A 15,917-nucleotide genomic window follows, 5' to 3' on the forward strand; every position below is an offset into this window, starting at 1 on the left:
GCCATGAAACCAAAAAATAGAACGCTGGACCGGATCGATCTTAAAATTCTGCGCTGTCTGCAGGAAAATGCGCGAATTTCCTATGTCGACCTTGCCGCTGAAGTCGGCTTATCCACAACCCCGTGTTTAGAGCGTGTTAAGCGCCTTGAGCGTGCGGGTATCATTCGCGGCTATCAAGCTATTCTTGATCCGCAGGCACTGAAAGCGAATTTGTTGGTCTTTGTGGAGATTAGCCTGGAAACTCAATCCCCTGCTGTGTTTGATGAGTTTCGTCGGGCGGTCGAGAAACTACCGCAAATCCAGGAGTGTCACTTGGTGTCTGGCCAGTTTGATTATATTTTAAAATGCCGAATTCCTGAGATGTCCGCTTACCGGCAACTGCTAGGCGATGTCGTACTGACACTGCCTGGGGTAAAAGAGTCCAAAAGCTATGTGGTAATGGAAGAAGTGAAAGAGAGCTTCAACTTACACATACCCGATTTCGAGGAATTTGAGGATAAGTAATCCCATGATGGATGATCAGGCGCTGCTGCGCTATAGCCGCCAAATTATGCTACCCGAGGTTGATATTGAGGGGCAGGAGCGCTTGAGAAATGCTCATGCTCTGATTGTCGGTGCAGGTGGGCTTGGGTCTCCCGTGGCGCTTTACTTAGCGGCCGCTGGCGTGGGCAAAATCACTATTGCCGACGCTGACACGGTAGAGTTGTCAAACCTGCAGCGCCAGATTGCTCACCAGCAGGCGAATATCGGCACCAACAAGGCACGTTCAGCAAAAGCGAGCATGCAGGCACTTAACCCTGAGTGCCATGTAATCGCCTTGGAGCAACATGCAGATGGCAAGGCGCTTGAGGCACTGGTAGCGTCGGCAGATGTGGTGCTAGATTGCACCGATCGTTTTTCAAGCCGTTATGCGATTAACGCTGCTGCTCAGCAGGCAGGTGTGCCACTTGTCTCAGGAGCGGCAATTCGTTTTTCTGGGCAGTTAGCCGTCTTTGATCCTCGCAACCCGGCATGCCCCTGTTATGCGTGCCTGTATCCTCCTGGTGATAGTGAAGATGAAGCCTTGAGTTGTGCAGAAAGCGGTGTCATGGCGCCACTGGTTGGGTTGATTGGCTGTTTTCAAGCGATAGAAGCTTTTAAGCTGTTGAGCGGTGCAGGAAAACCGCATCAAGGACTCGCCACTTTTGAGGGTTTGAGCGGGCAGTGGCGTCATTTTCAGGTGCCGCGTGATCCTGCTTGCTCAGTGTGTGGGCACACTGATTAACCCTACGAGCAAAAAAACGCCCGCAGGGCAGCGGGCGTGACGTCACGGTCTTTTACGTCAAAGGAAACAGCCTAAAGGGCGGCAGGGGGTCCACCCCTCAGGCTAGCTAATGTCGATCAGATTAGTGGCGAATCAAATAGTCAAACGCACCCAGTGATGCTTTTGCACCTTCACCCATGGCGATAATAATTTGCTTGTATGGCACGGTAGTCACGTCGCCTGCGGCAAATACGCCTGGAACCGACGTCATGCCATGGGCATCGACAATGATTTCACCGCGTGGCGTCATTTCAATCGGTGAGCCTTTCAGCCATTCGGTATTAGGCACTAAGCCAATTTGAACAAAGATGCCTTCTAGTGCGATGGTTTTCAGCTCATCGGTATTGCGATCTTTATAGGCTAAGCCGTTAACCCGGCTTCCGTCGCCTGTCACTTCCGTGGTTTCAGCGTTTAAAATAATGTCGACGTTAGGCAGGCTCTTAAGCTTTTTCTGTAGTACGGCGTCTGCACGCATCTCACCCATAAACTCGACTAGGGTGACGTGGCCTACAATACCGGCCAGATCGATAGCGGCCTCAACGCCAGAGTTGCCGCCGCCAATCACTGCTACGCGCTTGCCTTTAAATAGCGGGCCATCGCAGTGGGGGCAGTAAGCAACGCCTTTGTTGCGGTACTGTTGTTCACCAGGCACATTCATCTCGCGCCAACGCGCACCGGTTGCCAGGACGAGGGTTTTACTCTTCAGCTTAGCGCCCGACTCGAAGGTTATTTCGTGCAAATCACCTTCGTTTTCAGCTGCTTTAAACGACGTGGCGCGCTGAAGGTTCATAACGTCAACGTCATACTCTTTAACATGCTCTTCCAGAGCGCTAACCAGTTTAGGGCCTTCGGTATGGCTGACGGAGATGAAGTTTTCAATGCCCATGGTGTCTGCCACCTGTCCACCGAAACGCTCAGCAGCAACGCCTGTGTTGATCCCTTTACGGGCAGAGTAGATTGCTGCTGAGGCACCTGCAGGGCCACCACCAATTACCAGCGTATCAAAGGCGGCTTTTTCGCTAAGTTTTTTCGCTTCTCGTTCGGCAGCACCTGTATCAACCTTGGCTAGAATCTGCTCTAAGGTCATACGTCCCTGGTCAAACGGTTTACCGTTTAAATAGATGCTGGGAACCGACATGATTTCCCGAGCTTCGACTTCATCTTGGAACAGTGCGCCATCAATGGCTACGTGGCGAATATTCGGATTGAAAATCGCCATCAAATTGAGCGCTTGAACAACGTCTGGGCAGTTTTGGCAGGAGAGCGAGTAATAAGTCTCGAACAGCATTTCGCCGTCAAGCGCCTTGATTTGATTTAGCAGTTCTTCGGACGTTTTTGGAGGGTGTCCACCCACTTGTAGCAGTGCCAGCACCAGCGAGGTGAACTCGTGCCCCATCGGGATGCCAGCAAATACCACGCCGGTTTCTTCGCCGGGGCGGTTAATGGCAAATGACGGCGTGCGATTATCTTGACCGTCAGTTTGTAGTGTAATCTTGTCGCATAGGCCGCTGATGTCTTCGAGCAAACCTAGCAATTCACGTGACTTGGCACCGTCATCGAGGGACGCAACGATCTCGAACGGTTGAGTCACTTTTTCTAAATAAGCTTTCAACTGATTTTTTAAATTGGCGTCCAGCATGACAGTGGCTTCCTCGCAGTCAGCAGTAATGAGTTCTCAACCTAAAACGCTCGCTGCTGTTGAAAGACCGCAGCATGAGTAAGAGCGATAGGGAAAACGATGGTTGCGTTAACACGGGTACTCAAAAACGGGTACTTAAAAACAGGACACCCGGGGTATGCCCGGGTGTCGTGCTGCCTTAAGGGGCAACCCTGAACGGCAGCGGTAGGCCGTTTAGATTTTGCCTACGAGGTCCAGAGACGGGGCAAGTGTCTCTTCGCCTTCTTTCCATTTAGCCGGGCATACTTCATTTGGGTTCTCGCGAACGTACTGGGCAGCCTTCACTTTGCGCAGTAGCTCTTCAGCGTTACGGCCGATGTTGCCAGCGTTGATTTCGACGATCTGAATTTTGCCGTCGGGGTCAACAACGAAGGTGCCACGCTCTGCAAGACCTGCTTCTTCAATCAATACCTCGAAGTTGCGAGAGATCTGTAGGGTCGGATCAGCAATCATCGGGTACTGCAGCTTGCCGATGGTTTCAGAGCTGTCGTGCCAAGCTTTGTGAGTAAAGTGGGTGTCAGTAGACACGCTGTAGATTTCAACACCTAGCTTTTTAAATTCAGCGTAGTTGTCAGCCAAGTCACCCAGCTCAGTCGGGCAGACAAAGGTGAAATCAGCAGGGTAAAAGAAGAAAATAGACCACTTACCTTGCAAGTCTGCTTCAGTGACGTCGATAAATTCGCCGTTCAGGTAGGCAGTCGCTTTAAACGGTTTTACTTCAGTATTGATCAAGGACATTCAGAACGTCTCCAGAATAAGTGAGTGGCAGTGAAAAAAGTTATTGCTCATGGTAACCAACTACGACCAATAGCTAAAATTGTAAAAATGAATTTAAGCAATAGCTTTAGGCTATCAATGTGTGTTTTTCTGAGTTGGCTACCCTACAAGTGGGGTCGCATGAAGCAGAATACAAGAATTTTCCCCATGGGCTTGCGATAGATGTCGCTGCACCGCAAAATTCGCTTATCTGGCATAGTAGCCACAGCTGTTTTTAATGTTTTAGCGTAAGCTTGACGTTTGAATGACTCGGCAGTTAACGAAATATTCTTAGCGATATTGGTTTTAATAAGGAGTAGTGAGATGGGCAATATTCACAAACTTTCAGTGGCCGTTACGGCCCTATCTTTTGCCGTAGCGGCTGCTAATGCCCAAGCGAATGAAGTGCGAGTTTACAACTGGTCCGACTATATCGCCCCTGAAACGCTAGAAAAGTTTACCGAGCGCACCGGTATTGAAGTGACCTATGATGTTTATGACAGCAATGAAATATTAGACGCTGCGCTTTTGTCTGGCCGTTCTGGCTACGATGTCGTGGTTCCTTCTACTTATTATTTTACCCGCCAGGTAAAGGCCGGTGTTTTCCAGCCCCTCAATCATGAGCTATTGCCTAATTTAGATAACCTCAATCCTGAATTGATGGCCAGCCTGGAAGAGATCGATTCGGGTAGCGAATACTCGGTGCCCTATATGTGGGGTACCAACGGCATTGGTTATAATGTTGATCGTGTGACAGACATTTTAGGCGATGACGCGCCAATGAATAGCTGGGCGCTGCTCTTTGATCCTGAAATTACCGCCGCGTTGAGCGAGGCCGGTTGTGGGCTGTCGATGCTGGATTCTGCTGATGAAATGCTGTCTCCCGCCATGGCATATCTAGGGTTTGATCCGCGTAGCGAAAATATCGAAGACCTGGAAGCTGCTGGTGAACTCATTGCCAGTGTTCGCGATGACATGACTTATTTCCACTCTTCTCGTTATGTTTCCGACTTGGCGAATGGTGATGTTTGTGTGGCCGCAGGCTATTCCGGTGATGTTTTCCAGGCGGCTGATCGTGCCGAAGAAGCCGGTCGTGACTTCACTATTGGCTACAGCATTCCTAAAGAGGGGGCCGCGCTGTGGTTTGATATGATGGCAGTACCTGCTGATGCGCCGAATTCTGAAAATGCCCACGCCTTCATTAACTTTATTCTTGATCCGGAAATCGCCGCTGAAATTACCGAGTACGTGCGTTATGCCAACCCTAATGCGGCGGCTAATGAATATCTCTCTGATGAAATTATCAATGACCCGGCTATTTACCCTGAAGCCGAAGTGATGGAAAACCTCTATTTGCAGGCTGAAAAACCTCAAGACGTTCTGCGCGCACGTACGCGTATCTGGAATCGCGTCAAATCAGGTCGTTAATTTAGTCATCGCCTAACAGCGAGCCAAGCGAATGCTGGGCTCGCTGTTACTTTTTTAACGCCCGGTTTCCGGGCCTTTTGATGGGAGTGGCGAATGGTCACTACGCCCCTGTCGAACGAGCCGTCATCCTCTCCTGCGGTAACCCCTCCCGCCGCTCAGCGCGCTCAGGGAAAAACGCCAAGGTTTGCAGAAGATATTGTGCTTGAGGTAAAGCGCTTAAGTAAGCGCTTCGACGATGCGCTTGCGGTCGATGATGTTAATTTACAGGTAAAGCGCGGCGAAATTTTCGCCTTGCTAGGTGGGTCAGGATCAGGCAAGTCGACGTTGTTGCGTATGTTGGCAGGGTTTGAGACGCCCAGCGAAGGGCGGATTCTGCTTGGCGGCGAAGATATCACCTCTATGCCGCCACATAAGCGTCAAATCAATATGATGTTTCAATCCTACGCGTTATTTCCCCACATGACGGTAGCGCAAAACATCGCTTTTGGGCTCAAGCAGGACAAGCTAGCTAAGGCAGATGTCGATGCGCGTGTCGCACAAATGCTCAAACTAGTGCATATGGAACGTTTTGCTAAGCGTAAACCGCATCAGCTTTCCGGCGGACAGCGCCAGAGGGTAGCGCTTGCGCGTTCACTGGCCAAACGTCCCAAGCTGCTGTTGCTGGATGAGCCGATGGGGGCGTTGGATAAAAAACTGCGCACTGAAATGCAGCTTGAGGTTGTCGAGATCATTGAGCAGGTAGGAGTGACCTGCATCATGGTGACTCATGATCAAGAAGAAGCCATGACCATGGCCGACCGCGTTGCGATTATGGCCGATGGCTGGATAGAGCAGGTGGGTTCACCGGTCGATATTTATGAAAGTCCGGCCAGCCGAATGGTGGCGGAATTTGTCGGTACGGTGAATCTGTTCGAAGGTGAAATCGTCGAAGACGCTGCGGACCACTGTCGCATTGCATCACCCGCATTATCTCGGCCGATCTATATTGATCATGGCATTACGACCCAGGCGGTAGATCGCCGCGTGTGGGCTGCGCTGCGCCCTGAAAAAATCTGGCTAACCCGTGAGCAGCCATCCGCAGAGTACAACTGGGAAGCAGGTAAGGTTGATGATATCGCTTACTTGGGGGGCTACTCGCTTTACTACGTGCGTACTGCCTCTGGGCAAATGATCAAAGTGAGTATGGCCAATACTGAGCGGCGTGGTGATCGCCCAACCTGGGAGGATAGTGTTTATGTCTATTGGGAAGACCATAGCGCTATCGTGCTGAACCGCTAATGCCTCAGTGGCTGACAGGAGATCGTCTATCGTGATGCCATCTCGCATTGCAGGCTTCGTAAAGCGGTTGCAGTTAGGTCGTCGCGCAGTTATCGCGCTTCCGCTTTTGTGGCTTACGCTATTCTTTTTGTTGCCGTTCGCGCTGGTCCTAAAGATTAGCCTTTCGGAAGCAGCAATTGCTATTCCCCCCTATGGGCCGCTGGTTGAGTATGCTGATCAAACGCTCAATATCTTTTTGAATCTAGGCAACTATTTGTTTTTGTTGTCAGATTCTCTCTATGTGGCGGCCTACTGGGGCTCGATAAAAACCGCGTTTGTAGCGACAGCAGTATGTCTGTTGATTGGCTATCCGATGGCGTATGCGATGGCCCGTGCTCCGGGGCGCTGGCAACTTATTTTGCTGCTGTTGGTAATGCTGCCGTCGTGGACGTCGTTTTTGATTCGCGTCTATGCATGGATGGGTATTTTAAGTAATAGCGGGTTAATCAATAACGTATTGTTGGGAATGGGGCTGATCGACTCACCACTACGCATGATGAACACCCAGTTTGCTGTCATTATCGGCATTGTTTATGCCTATCTGCCGTTTATGGTACTACCACTTTATGCCCATCTAACGCGGTTGGATAACTCGCTGCTAGAAGCGGCGTCTGATTTGGGTTCGCGCAAGCTTAATACCTTTATCAAAGTCACGCTGCCGCTCTCTATGGGCGGAATCATCGCGGGCTCTATGCTGGTATTTATTCCCGCCGTGGGTGAGTTTGTGATCCCTGAGCTGCTCGGGGGCCCGGATACGCTGATGATTGGTAAAGTGCTATGGGAAGAGTTCTTCTTAAACCGCGACTGGCCTGTGGCCTCGGCGTTAGCCATGGTAATGCTATTGCTGCTGTTAATTCCCATTGTGTGGTTCCATCGCTACCAGTCACGGGAGCTTGAATCATGATGAGACTGCGTAGACGCCCAGGCTTTACCACAGTGATGTTAGTGTTGGGTCTGTTGTTTCTTTATTTGCCCATGGTGGTGTTGGTGGTCTACTCCTTCAATGCCTCACGGCTGGTGACAGTGTGGGCAGGATTCTCCACACAATGGTATGGCGAACTTTTTCGTGATCAACAGATCCTGTCTGCGGTTTGGACAAGTCTGAAAATTGCCTTTTTTGCCGCCAGCATGGCGGTATGCTTGGGTACAGTGGCCGCTTTTGTAATGACGCGCTATGGCCATTTTCGCGGCAAGACGGCACTGTCGAGTATGGTTACCGCGCCGCTGGTAATGCCGGAAGTTATTACGGGGCTGTCGCTATTATTGCTATTTGTGCAGATGGCTCAACTGATTGGCTGGCCGGCTGATCGTGGCATGGCGACTATATGGATTGCTCACACAACGTTTTGTAGTGCGTATGTTGCGGTGGTCGTGGCAGCCCGCTTACGTGAAATTGATCGCTCTATTGAAGAAGCTGCCATGGATTTAGGCTCGCCACCGGTGAAGACCTTCTTCTTTATTACGCTGCCTGTTATTTCGCCTGCATTAGCAGCGGGGTGGTTGCTGGCATTCACGCTTTCACTAGATGACTTGGTTATTGCCAGCTTTGTCTCTGGCCCTGGTGCCAACACGCTGCCAATGGTGGTGTTTTCGTCAGTGCGGATGGGGGTGTCGCCTAAGATCAATGCGCTGGCTACGCTGATTATTCTGGCCGTATCGCTCACGACGCTATTGGCGTGGTTCTTCATGCGTCGGGGTGAAGCAAAACGAAAAGCACTATTGCGACAAGCCGAGAGTGCTTAGCGACTAGGGTGTTAAAGCACATCGTCGTCTCGCCCGGTGAGCACTGCTTCTAGCTCACCGGTTATTAGCGAGACAATGATGTGTAATTGAATCGGCGCACAGCACTGGTGGCAATCCTCCCAGGTATCGTGGCTACCTTGAGAGGTGTCGATAAGAAACGTGAGTGGTGTATCGCAGTAGGGGCAGTAAAAATCATGATTTACTAGCGCGTCATCCTGCATGGCTATTTCCCCTTAATGTAATCGCTAGCGCCCTTTTATCGAAAAGCCCTGAAAATGAGTAAGTCTGAAGATAATAGTGTAGCAGTGACCTTGTCCGGTAGGACATGTAAGTAATGAATCAGGTAGGATAATGACGTATTCCTTAAAGCCACCTAGAGATGAGTGCGATGATGATACGACACATGGCAGTAGCGGCCTTTTTGGCCTTCCCGATGGTCGCCCAGGCAGAAACCCCTAACGTCAAGCCTGGCGAGTGGGAGTTTGTCAGCGTGACTAGCATGAGTGGTGACATGCAAATTCCGGATCAAACGGAAACCGAACGTCAGTGCATCACTCAAGAAGAGCTGGATAGCGCTGAGTTTGGCTTCATTGAAGAGGAAGAGGGTTGCGAGCTGCTCAGCCAGGATATGAATGCCGATGGCCTTTCCTACAGCATGGTTTGCCGTGCCGATGGCGGTGAAGCGACTATCGATGGCGAAATGCGTTTTATGGGTGAGCAGATCGAAGGTAACGTGGATATATTCACCCAATCGCCGATGGGTGAGCTGACCATGAATACAGTGATTGAAGGCGAGCGTATTGGTAACTGCGAATAACACGGCAGTTAGCATCTTCATGACCTAAAACAAAAGGCGCCTGTGTGGCGCCTTTTGCTTAGTGCGAAGGCCACTTTATGACGTTTCGCAATGGCTCATGTTAGCGCTCAGGGGTATTAAGCGGCGTATGATGAGCGATAGGAGCGCTGGCTATCTCTTCTTCTAATTGGCGTTTAACTGCCCCTGGCGAGCCTGAGTAACGCGCAAGCAGGTCGTAGGCTACCGGGACGACAAACAGTGTAAATACGGTCGCAGAGCCAACACCCGCCATAATGACAGTACCAATAACCAGCCGTGATTCCGCACCCGGGCCGCTTGATAGTATCAGCGGTATCGCACCCGCCATCGTCGTGACTGCTGTCATTAGAATTGGCCGTAAGCGTGTTACCGAAGCTTCAATTAAGGCAGAGCGAAACGCCTGGCCCTCATCGCGTAGCTGGTTGGCAAACTCAACAATCAGAATGCCATTTTTAGCGGCAAGGCCAATAAGTAGTACTAAGCCTACTTGGCTATAGATATTGAGTGACTGCCCGCTAAGCAGCAAGGCAAGCAGGGCGCCGATCATGGCTAGCGGGACGGTCAGCATGATAACAAATGGGTGAATTAAGCTTTCAAACTGGGCCGCAAGTACTAAGTAAACCACCACGGCACCGAGCACTAATAAGAACATGGTAGCGCCACTGGCCTGTTGAAAATCGCGAGAAGGCCCAGCAAGGTTCGTTTGTACCTCTTCCGGCAATATATTGTCAGAGGCTTGTTGCAAATATTCCAATGCTTCACCAAGGGGATAACCATCGGCTAGATTGGCTTCAATCGTAATGGCGCGAACGCGATCAAAGCGGTTCAACGTGCTAGCACCCGCGAAGTCAGAGAGCGTTACTAGGCTGGCTAGAGGAATCAGCTCTCCTGAGCGTACTGAGCGCACTTGAATATTGTTTAGCGCAGCAGGGCTGTTTTGACCGCTGCGGTCACCTTCAAGGATGACATCGTACTCTTCCCCATCATCCACATAACGAGTGACGTTGCGTCCACCGAGTAGCACTTCCAGCGTCCGGCCTATCTCTGAAACCGTGACGCCCAACGCTGCAGCGCGTTCATAATTGATATCCACGCGTAACTGGGGCTGTGTCTCATCATAATTACTTTCAATAGCGGTAATACGTGGGTTGTTTTCACGAACATGAGTAATCAACCTATCCCGCCAACGCGCTAAATCCTCGTAAGTGCCGCCCCCAAGTACGAACTGCACAGGCTTTTGAGTGCGCTGTCCAAAACCTTGTCTCATCACTGGAAAGGCCTGCACACCTGGAAGTGTTCGTAGCTGCTGACGAATCTCGGCCATGATTTCCCAAGCGCTACGACGGCTTCCCCAGTCAGCCATGTTGACGATAATAAAACCGCTGTTGAAATTTTCGATATTACCAAAGCCGCGTGGTGCGCGAACCACAATTCGTTCAAGCTCACCATTTTCCACAAAAGGCGTTAATCTGGCCTCTATCTCATCCATATAGTCCATCATATAGTCAAACGTTGCGCCTTCAGGGCCGTTGACAAGGATAATGAAATTGCCTCGATCTTCTTGCGGGGTGTATTCATTGGGCAGCTCGGTTGCCAGCCAGGCGGTAGCGGCTATCAACAAGAAAAACAGGGCAACGACCAGCCACTTTAATGTAAGTACGATTTCTAATGCACGCTGGTAACGACGTTGGGTGCCCGTTAGCAGCCACTGAACGGCTTGGCTAAGTCGGCTATCATGCATACCTGGCTTGAGAATCTTAGAAGCCATCATCGGGGTGAGGGTAAGGGCTAGTAGAGTTGAGACAACAACCGCCGCCGCCATGGTAAGTGCGAACTCTGAAAATAGCCGACCAATATCCCCCTGCAGCATGCTGAGGGGAACGAAGACTGCCACTAGCACCAGCGTGGTAGCAATCACCGCAAAAGCGATTTGCCGTGTGCCTCGAAATGCTGCGACCAGTGGTGTTTCTCCGTAGTCGTGCATACGTCGATTGATATTTTCAAGCACTACAATCGCGTCATCAACAATCAGCCCAATCGCCAGCACCAGCGCCAATAGCGTGAGTAGATTAATCGAAAAGTTCATGGCGGCTAGGGCGGTAAATGCCCCAATGACAGCAATCGGCACCGTCACTGCAGGCACTAGTGTAGTGCGCAGATTACCTAAGAACATAAACATCACCACGACGACTAGCCCCATGGCGATAAACAGCGTCATCACTACTTGTTCGATAGCGCCTGAAACGAATACTGATGCATCATAGTTAAGGCTGAGTGACATCCCCTCCGGCAAGGTGCCTTGAAGCCGGTCAAGTTCTTGTCGAACGGCTTCCGATAGCTCCACTACGTTAGCCGTTGATTGCATGATCATGCCTAGTCCCACCATCGGGACGCCATTGGCACGAAACACAGATCGGTCCTCTACCGAGCCTATCTCGACACGCGCTACATCGCCCAGGCGTACTAGATAACCGTTACTGCCTTCAATTAAAGCAATCTGCTTAAAATCATCAGCGGTCGCGAAGCTGCGCGGCAAACGAACAATAAATTGGCGATCTTCAGATTCAATTGAACCCGCTGGCAACTCAACATTTTCAGCACGTAGAGCATTCTCAATATCACCGACAGTTAGCCCCCGTGCTGCGAGTGCATTGCGGTCCAGCCAAACTCGCATCGCGTAATCACGTCCACCACCCACGCGCACCCTTGCCACGCCGGGTTGTACCGAAAGGCTGTCCACCAGAAAGCGATTGGCATAATCGGTCAGTTCGGTAATGGAGTAATCCGCACCAGAGAGACTGAGCCACACGACAATAGTCTCACTACTGTCGGCTTTAGTGACCTCAGGATTATCTGCATCATCTGGAAGGTTGCGCAGTGCTCCTGAAATACGATCGCGGATATCGTTGGCGGCAGCATTGATATCCATGCTGATGGCGAACTCGATTTCAATTCGTGAACGACCATCCTCGCTTTGCGAGGTAATTAACTCAATGCCTTCCACGCCGGCGATACGGTCTTCGAGCACTTGGGTAATGCGTGTCTCTACAACGCTTGCAGATGCGCCAGGGTAGCGGGTATCAATACTAACGATAGGTGGATCAACCGTTGGGTATTCTTGCAGGGGCAGCCGGTTGAGTGCCAGTAAACCAAACGCGATAATCAGTGTGGCAATCACCATCGCCAGCACTGGCCGCTGAACTGAAATGTCGGATAAGCGCATTAGCGATCAGCCTCCAGTAGCGTGCGAATATCCGTCTCTTCATCAGCGATACCTAGCAACCTGACTTGCTGGCCATCTCGAGCGAGCTGTAATCCGTGAATCACGATTAGGTCACCTGCACTGATACCCTCCAGCACCTCTACTTCACCGCTTCGTCGTTCGCCAATAATGACTTCTCGCCGTTCTAATCGAGAGGTGTCGTCCTGCTGGTTGATCAGCATCACAAAGTGGCGGTTGCCACTGGGTTCGATCGCTGCTTCAGGAAGCACAAGCGTATCGCGGACTCGTTGCTGAACTACGACCTCCATTAACATCCCAGGCCGCAGACGCAGCCCAGGGTTTACCATGGCAGCGCGAACGTTAACACTGCGGGTGATAGGGTCTATGCGGGTGCCAATGCTAGAGATCTCACCGCTGAAGAGCTCGTCTGGGAATGCCGCTGTAGTAGCACTCAGCTTTAGACCGTTGGACAAACGCCCTAAAAATACTTCAGGTACGGTAAAGTCGAGCTTCATGACATCTAGCTTATCAAGTGTGACAAGCTCCATGCCGGGCGTTACTAATGCACCGATACTGACGTTACGAAAGCCAACTCGCCCGCTAAAAGGGGCATGTAAGCGATAATTTGACAGCCTGGCCTCTAACGCTTGTGCGTCAGCTTGTGATTGGCGTAAACGCGCCTGGGTATCTTCTACATCAGCCCGCGGAGCGAGGTTGCGTTGTTGCAACTGGGTGGCTCGACCTAGCGCATTGCGACGTTCATCATTGAGGGCTTGCGCAGCCCTTAGCTGAGCCTGTTCTTCAGCATCTTCTAAACGAATTAATAGCCTTCCGCGCTCTACTTGTTCGCCATCTTCAAAGTTAATCTCGGCAATCGTATCGGTCACCGTGGCGGAAAGTGTCACGCTTTCATCTGCACTCAGTGTCCCTAGCGCTTCAAGCGGATCAGACCAAGTTGTTATAGCGGCGTAGTGCCCAATAACCGGAGGGGGAGACTGTGCCAACGACGGACTAGCCCATATCAGGGTAAACAACCAGAAGAGCAAAATACGTTTACAAACAAGCATGAGCGTCTCAGTGTTATCAAAATGCTTAGTAATACCACTTAGGGGATCACCGTGTTAGAGGGCGAAGTGTATACAGTGATATTCTGTTAAAAAGATATACGTTATTTGTACGGTATATTTTTAATGTACAGTAATTTTGAGCTATTTACCTGTTAAAATGCCTCTCATTTTTTCATCCTGGGAGCCTGATTTTATGGTCTACGACGTCGTCGTCATTGGTGCAGGAGCCGCTGGTTTAATGTGTGCGGCTCAAGCGGGTTACGCGGGGCGTCGTGTACTGTTGGTGGACCATGCCAACAAAGCGGGCAAGAAAATATTGATGTCTGGAGGAGGGCGCTGCAATTTTACCAATCTTGCGACTACGCCTCAGAACTTTTACTCGGAAAATCCGTATTTTTGCATTTCTGCGCTAAAGCGTTACCGTCCTGAGCATTTTGTGTCGTTGATAGAGCGGCATGGCGTTGAGTATGTGGAGAAAGCCCCAGGCCAGCTCTTTTGTGCGAGCTCCGCTAAAGACATTGTTAGCGTCTTACTCACCGAGTGTGAATGGGCCGGCGTCGAGGTGTCGCTCAGCACGTCAATTTCTAGGCTGGAGCGAATGGGGGATAGCATGCGCTTAGCCACGTCGTTGGGAAGCATCGACGCGGGTACGGTAGTGATTGCTACGGGGGGGCTTTCGATACCCACGATGGGGGCGACAGGATTTGGTTATGATATTGCCCGTCAGTTTGGCTTAGATGTTCTGCCTACCCGTCCAGGTTTGGTGCCGTTTACCTTGAGCGATAGTTGGAAAGAGCGCGCAGCAGCACTTTCTGGGGTCAGTGTGCCATGCGAGGTTAGCTGCAATGGGAGGCGCTTTAAAGAGCCAATGCTATTTACTCATCGTGGCCTGTCAGGCCCATCGATGCTGCAAATTTCCAGCGTTTGGCAACCTGGTGACACTATCACTATTAATTTACTACCCAGTGAACATGCTGCTGACGTTTTACGTCATGCACGTCATGCGGCCCCTAAGCGTCAGCTGTCCACTTGGCTGGGAGAGCGTTTTCCAAAGCGCTTTGCCCAAGCGTTGCTAGAGTGGTACCCAGACGCCAATCTTACCAGCCCTCTGGCAGAGTACAGTAATGATGCGCTTGATCATTGGGCTCAGCGGCTAAACCAGTGGCAGTTAAAACCGTCAGGTACAGAAGGGTGGCGAACAGCGGAGGTAACAATGGGCGGGGTAAGTACGGAAGCGATTTCATCAAAAACATTTGCAGTGAAAGACCTACCGCAGCTTAGGCTTATCGGTGAAGTGCTAGATGTGACGGGGGAATTGGGGGGGTACAACTTTCAGTGGGCTTGGGCAAGTGGTGTCGCTTGCGGGCAGGCGTGCTGATGAGTGTAAAGAGCTGGGCCGTAAACACGTAGAGCATTCAAGATTAGCGTTTATAAAAACGGCCCAGCGACGTTCTCAAAAAAATATCATTTGTAGCTTGTTAACTAGCCACTTTCGCTAGCAACTTCAGTTTTCGTATCAACATGTAGCTAGCCAATGCTTTTCTGCCAACCGCCATTGCGCCACCTGGATGGCGTAAAATACGCAAAGCAGCGACGCCACCAATCACATACAAAGGTATTTTAAGGCTGCGCCAGTTCTTGTCTAGCGGTGAGGCTGCCTTTGTCAGTGTATCGCTATCAATCAATATATCGATACGCTGTTGCTCTAGCTCCGCTAACAAGGCGGCTTTGCGTTCTGCTCGGCTGGGAGGCTTATTGACGGTGTTGGGTTGAGTCATCCTCATTTACCTCCAACAAGGCTCGGTCAGCGGAGAGTTGCTTAAGTGTTTCTTTTAACAGCGTATGTTGCTTGGCTTGACGAATAGCAATAACCGCTAGTAAAAAACTTAAGGCAATAAGAACGCCTGCACTCACGCCAATCGCAGTAAGCCGATAAGTGTCCCAAAACAGTACGACTACCAGCGCGGTAAGTGTCGCGACGCCTAACAACAGCAACAAAAGGCTAGCCCCTGCTAACAAAAGCAGGGTCAATAAACGAGCGCGCTCCTCTTCTAGTTCTAAAACCGCCAAACGAAGCCGAGTTTCACCATTAGCAATTAATGATTTCAGCAGACGTTTGGCGGCAGAGAAGACGCGTTGTGTTGGCCCTAAAGCCATTAGCGACGACCGAGAAGCATACCCACCACTAGGCCAGCTGCGGCACCAATACCAATACTAGCCCAGGGGTTTTCGTGCACGTAACGATCACAGCAATCAACTTGCTGAGACAGCGTTTCACGAGTGTCTTCGTAAAGTCGCTCGCCGCGAGCTTCTAAGCGCGCTCGGGTGTCTTTCAGTCGTTTTTCTGCGCGCTCACGAAGGTCACGCATCTCGCCACTTGCATCTTTTGACGTGGCATTCATTAACTCTTCTACGGTTTCACTCAGGTGGCGGAGATCTTCCTTCAACTGGTCAGCACGAGCAGAGGTATCAGTATTACGTTTAGCCATGATGTCATCCTTTGACGAGTGAATATGAATAAGTGACAACTCCAGCATAGCAGCCGTCAACTATAAGACAACCTCGAG

The 15,917-nt window shown here is 50.8% G+C and carries 16 protein-coding genes; 8 read left to right on the top strand and 8 right to left on the bottom strand.

Annotated elements, in window-relative coordinates; all coding sequences use genetic code 11:
* Positions 1-3: 3 nt before the first annotated feature.
* Both ACN06F_RS05705 and ACN06F_RS05710 read left to right on the top strand, forming a co-directional pair.
* Positions 4-504, top strand: a complete 501-nt coding sequence (locus ACN06F_RS05705) for an Lrp/AsnC ligand binding domain-containing protein (protein ID WP_038482725.1) — start codon at positions 4-6, stop codon at positions 502-504.
* Positions 505-508: 4 nt separating this feature from the next.
* Positions 509-1,264 (top strand): HesA/MoeB/ThiF family protein, encoded by a 756-nt coding sequence (locus ACN06F_RS05710; protein WP_038482728.1) that lies wholly within the window; start codon positions 509-511, stop codon positions 1,262-1,264.
* Between the two features lie 121 nt (positions 1,265-1,385).
* Here ACN06F_RS05710 and ahpF read toward each other — a convergent pair whose 3' ends face one another.
* Both ahpF and ahpC read right to left on the bottom strand, forming a co-directional pair.
* A complete protein-coding gene (ahpF, locus tag ACN06F_RS05715; protein ID WP_095602302.1) occupies positions 1,386-2,942 on the bottom strand; it encodes an alkyl hydroperoxide reductase subunit F in 1,557 nt (518 codons plus the stop codon).
* Positions 2,943-3,155: 213 nt separating this feature from the next.
* Entirely contained in the window at positions 3,156-3,719 is a 564-nt protein-coding gene (gene ahpC, locus ACN06F_RS05720; protein ID WP_038482734.1) for an alkyl hydroperoxide reductase subunit C, read from the bottom strand.
* Positions 3,720-4,061: 342 nt separating this feature from the next.
* Between ahpC and ACN06F_RS05725 the strand changes: the two genes are divergently transcribed.
* From ACN06F_RS05725 to ACN06F_RS05740, 4 genes are all read left to right on the top strand, one after another.
* Positions 4,062-5,165 carry a polyamine ABC transporter substrate-binding protein gene (locus tag ACN06F_RS05725; RefSeq protein WP_038482736.1) on the top strand — a complete coding sequence of 368 codons (1,104 nt, stop codon included), beginning with the start codon at positions 4,062-4,064 and terminating at the stop codon, positions 5,163-5,165.
* Positions 5,166-5,258: 93 nt separating this feature from the next.
* Positions 5,259-6,443: an ABC transporter ATP-binding protein gene (locus ACN06F_RS05730; RefSeq protein WP_038482739.1), complete on the top strand. Its 1,185-nt coding sequence runs from the start codon at positions 5,259-5,261 to the stop codon at positions 6,441-6,443.
* Positions 6,444-6,477: 34 nt separating this feature from the next.
* Positions 6,478-7,386, top strand: a complete 909-nt coding sequence (locus ACN06F_RS05735; RefSeq protein WP_232482968.1) for an ABC transporter permease subunit — start codon at positions 6,478-6,480, stop codon at positions 7,384-7,386.
* Positions 7,383-8,225: an ABC transporter permease subunit gene (locus ACN06F_RS05740; RefSeq protein WP_198350181.1), complete on the top strand. Its 843-nt coding sequence runs from the start codon at positions 7,383-7,385 to the stop codon at positions 8,223-8,225. Before ACN06F_RS05735 ends, ACN06F_RS05740 begins: the two co-directional genes overlap by 4 nt.
* Positions 8,226-8,236: 11 nt before the next feature.
* On the opposite strand, the gene ACN06F_RS05745 is transcribed toward ACN06F_RS05740, so the two are convergent.
* Positions 8,237-8,446, bottom strand: a complete 210-nt coding sequence (locus tag ACN06F_RS05745; RefSeq protein ID WP_038482745.1) for a CPXCG motif-containing cysteine-rich protein — start codon at positions 8,444-8,446, stop codon at positions 8,237-8,239.
* Between the two features lie 182 nt (positions 8,447-8,628).
* Here ACN06F_RS05745 and ACN06F_RS05750 point away from each other — a divergent pair, with 182 nt between their 5' ends.
* Positions 8,629-9,042, top strand: a complete 414-nt coding sequence (locus ACN06F_RS05750) for a DUF3617 domain-containing protein (RefSeq protein WP_232482965.1) — start codon at positions 8,629-8,631, stop codon at positions 9,040-9,042.
* A gap of 100 nt (positions 9,043-9,142) precedes the next feature.
* On the opposite strand, the gene ACN06F_RS05755 is transcribed toward ACN06F_RS05750, so the two are convergent.
* Together ACN06F_RS05755 and ACN06F_RS05760 are read right to left on the bottom strand one after the other, a co-directional pair.
* Positions 9,143-12,283, bottom strand: a complete 3,141-nt coding sequence (locus ACN06F_RS05755) for an efflux RND transporter permease subunit (protein ID WP_433924827.1) — start codon at positions 12,281-12,283, stop codon at positions 9,143-9,145.
* Positions 12,283-13,350, bottom strand: a complete 1,068-nt coding sequence (locus ACN06F_RS05760) for an efflux RND transporter periplasmic adaptor subunit (protein WP_038482751.1) — start codon at positions 13,348-13,350, stop codon at positions 12,283-12,285. The genes ACN06F_RS05755 and ACN06F_RS05760 overlap by 1 nt, the downstream gene beginning before the upstream one ends.
* Before the next feature lie 193 nt (positions 13,351-13,543).
* Here ACN06F_RS05760 and ACN06F_RS05765 point away from each other — a divergent pair, with 193 nt between their 5' ends.
* Entirely contained in the window at positions 13,544-14,728 is a 1,185-nt protein-coding gene (locus ACN06F_RS05765) for an NAD(P)/FAD-dependent oxidoreductase (protein WP_433924828.1), read from the top strand.
* A gap of 100 nt (positions 14,729-14,828) precedes the next feature.
* Here the strand turns inward: ACN06F_RS05765 and ACN06F_RS05770 are convergent, their stop codons facing one another.
* The 3 genes from ACN06F_RS05770 to ACN06F_RS05780 are packed head-to-tail and all read right to left on the bottom strand — an operon-like array spanning position 14,829 to position 15,839.
* Positions 14,829-15,128: a YqjK family protein gene (locus tag ACN06F_RS05770; RefSeq protein ID WP_038482757.1), complete on the bottom strand. Its 300-nt coding sequence runs from the start codon at positions 15,126-15,128 to the stop codon at positions 14,829-14,831.
* Positions 15,103-15,507: a phage holin family protein gene (locus ACN06F_RS05775; RefSeq protein WP_095602296.1), complete on the bottom strand. Its 405-nt coding sequence runs from the start codon at positions 15,505-15,507 to the stop codon at positions 15,103-15,105. The genes ACN06F_RS05770 and ACN06F_RS05775 overlap by 26 nt, the downstream gene beginning before the upstream one ends.
* Entirely contained in the window at positions 15,507-15,839 is a 333-nt protein-coding gene (locus tag ACN06F_RS05780) for a DUF883 family protein (protein WP_030070257.1), read from the bottom strand. Before ACN06F_RS05780 ends, ACN06F_RS05775 begins: the two co-directional genes overlap by 1 nt.
* Between the last annotated feature and the right edge of the window lie 78 nt (positions 15,840-15,917).

Origin of the sequence: Vreelandella sp. 21 (assembly GCF_050995515.1) — a bacterium.
Classification (GTDB): domain Bacteria; phylum Pseudomonadota; class Gammaproteobacteria; order Pseudomonadales; family Halomonadaceae; genus Vreelandella; species Vreelandella alkaliphila.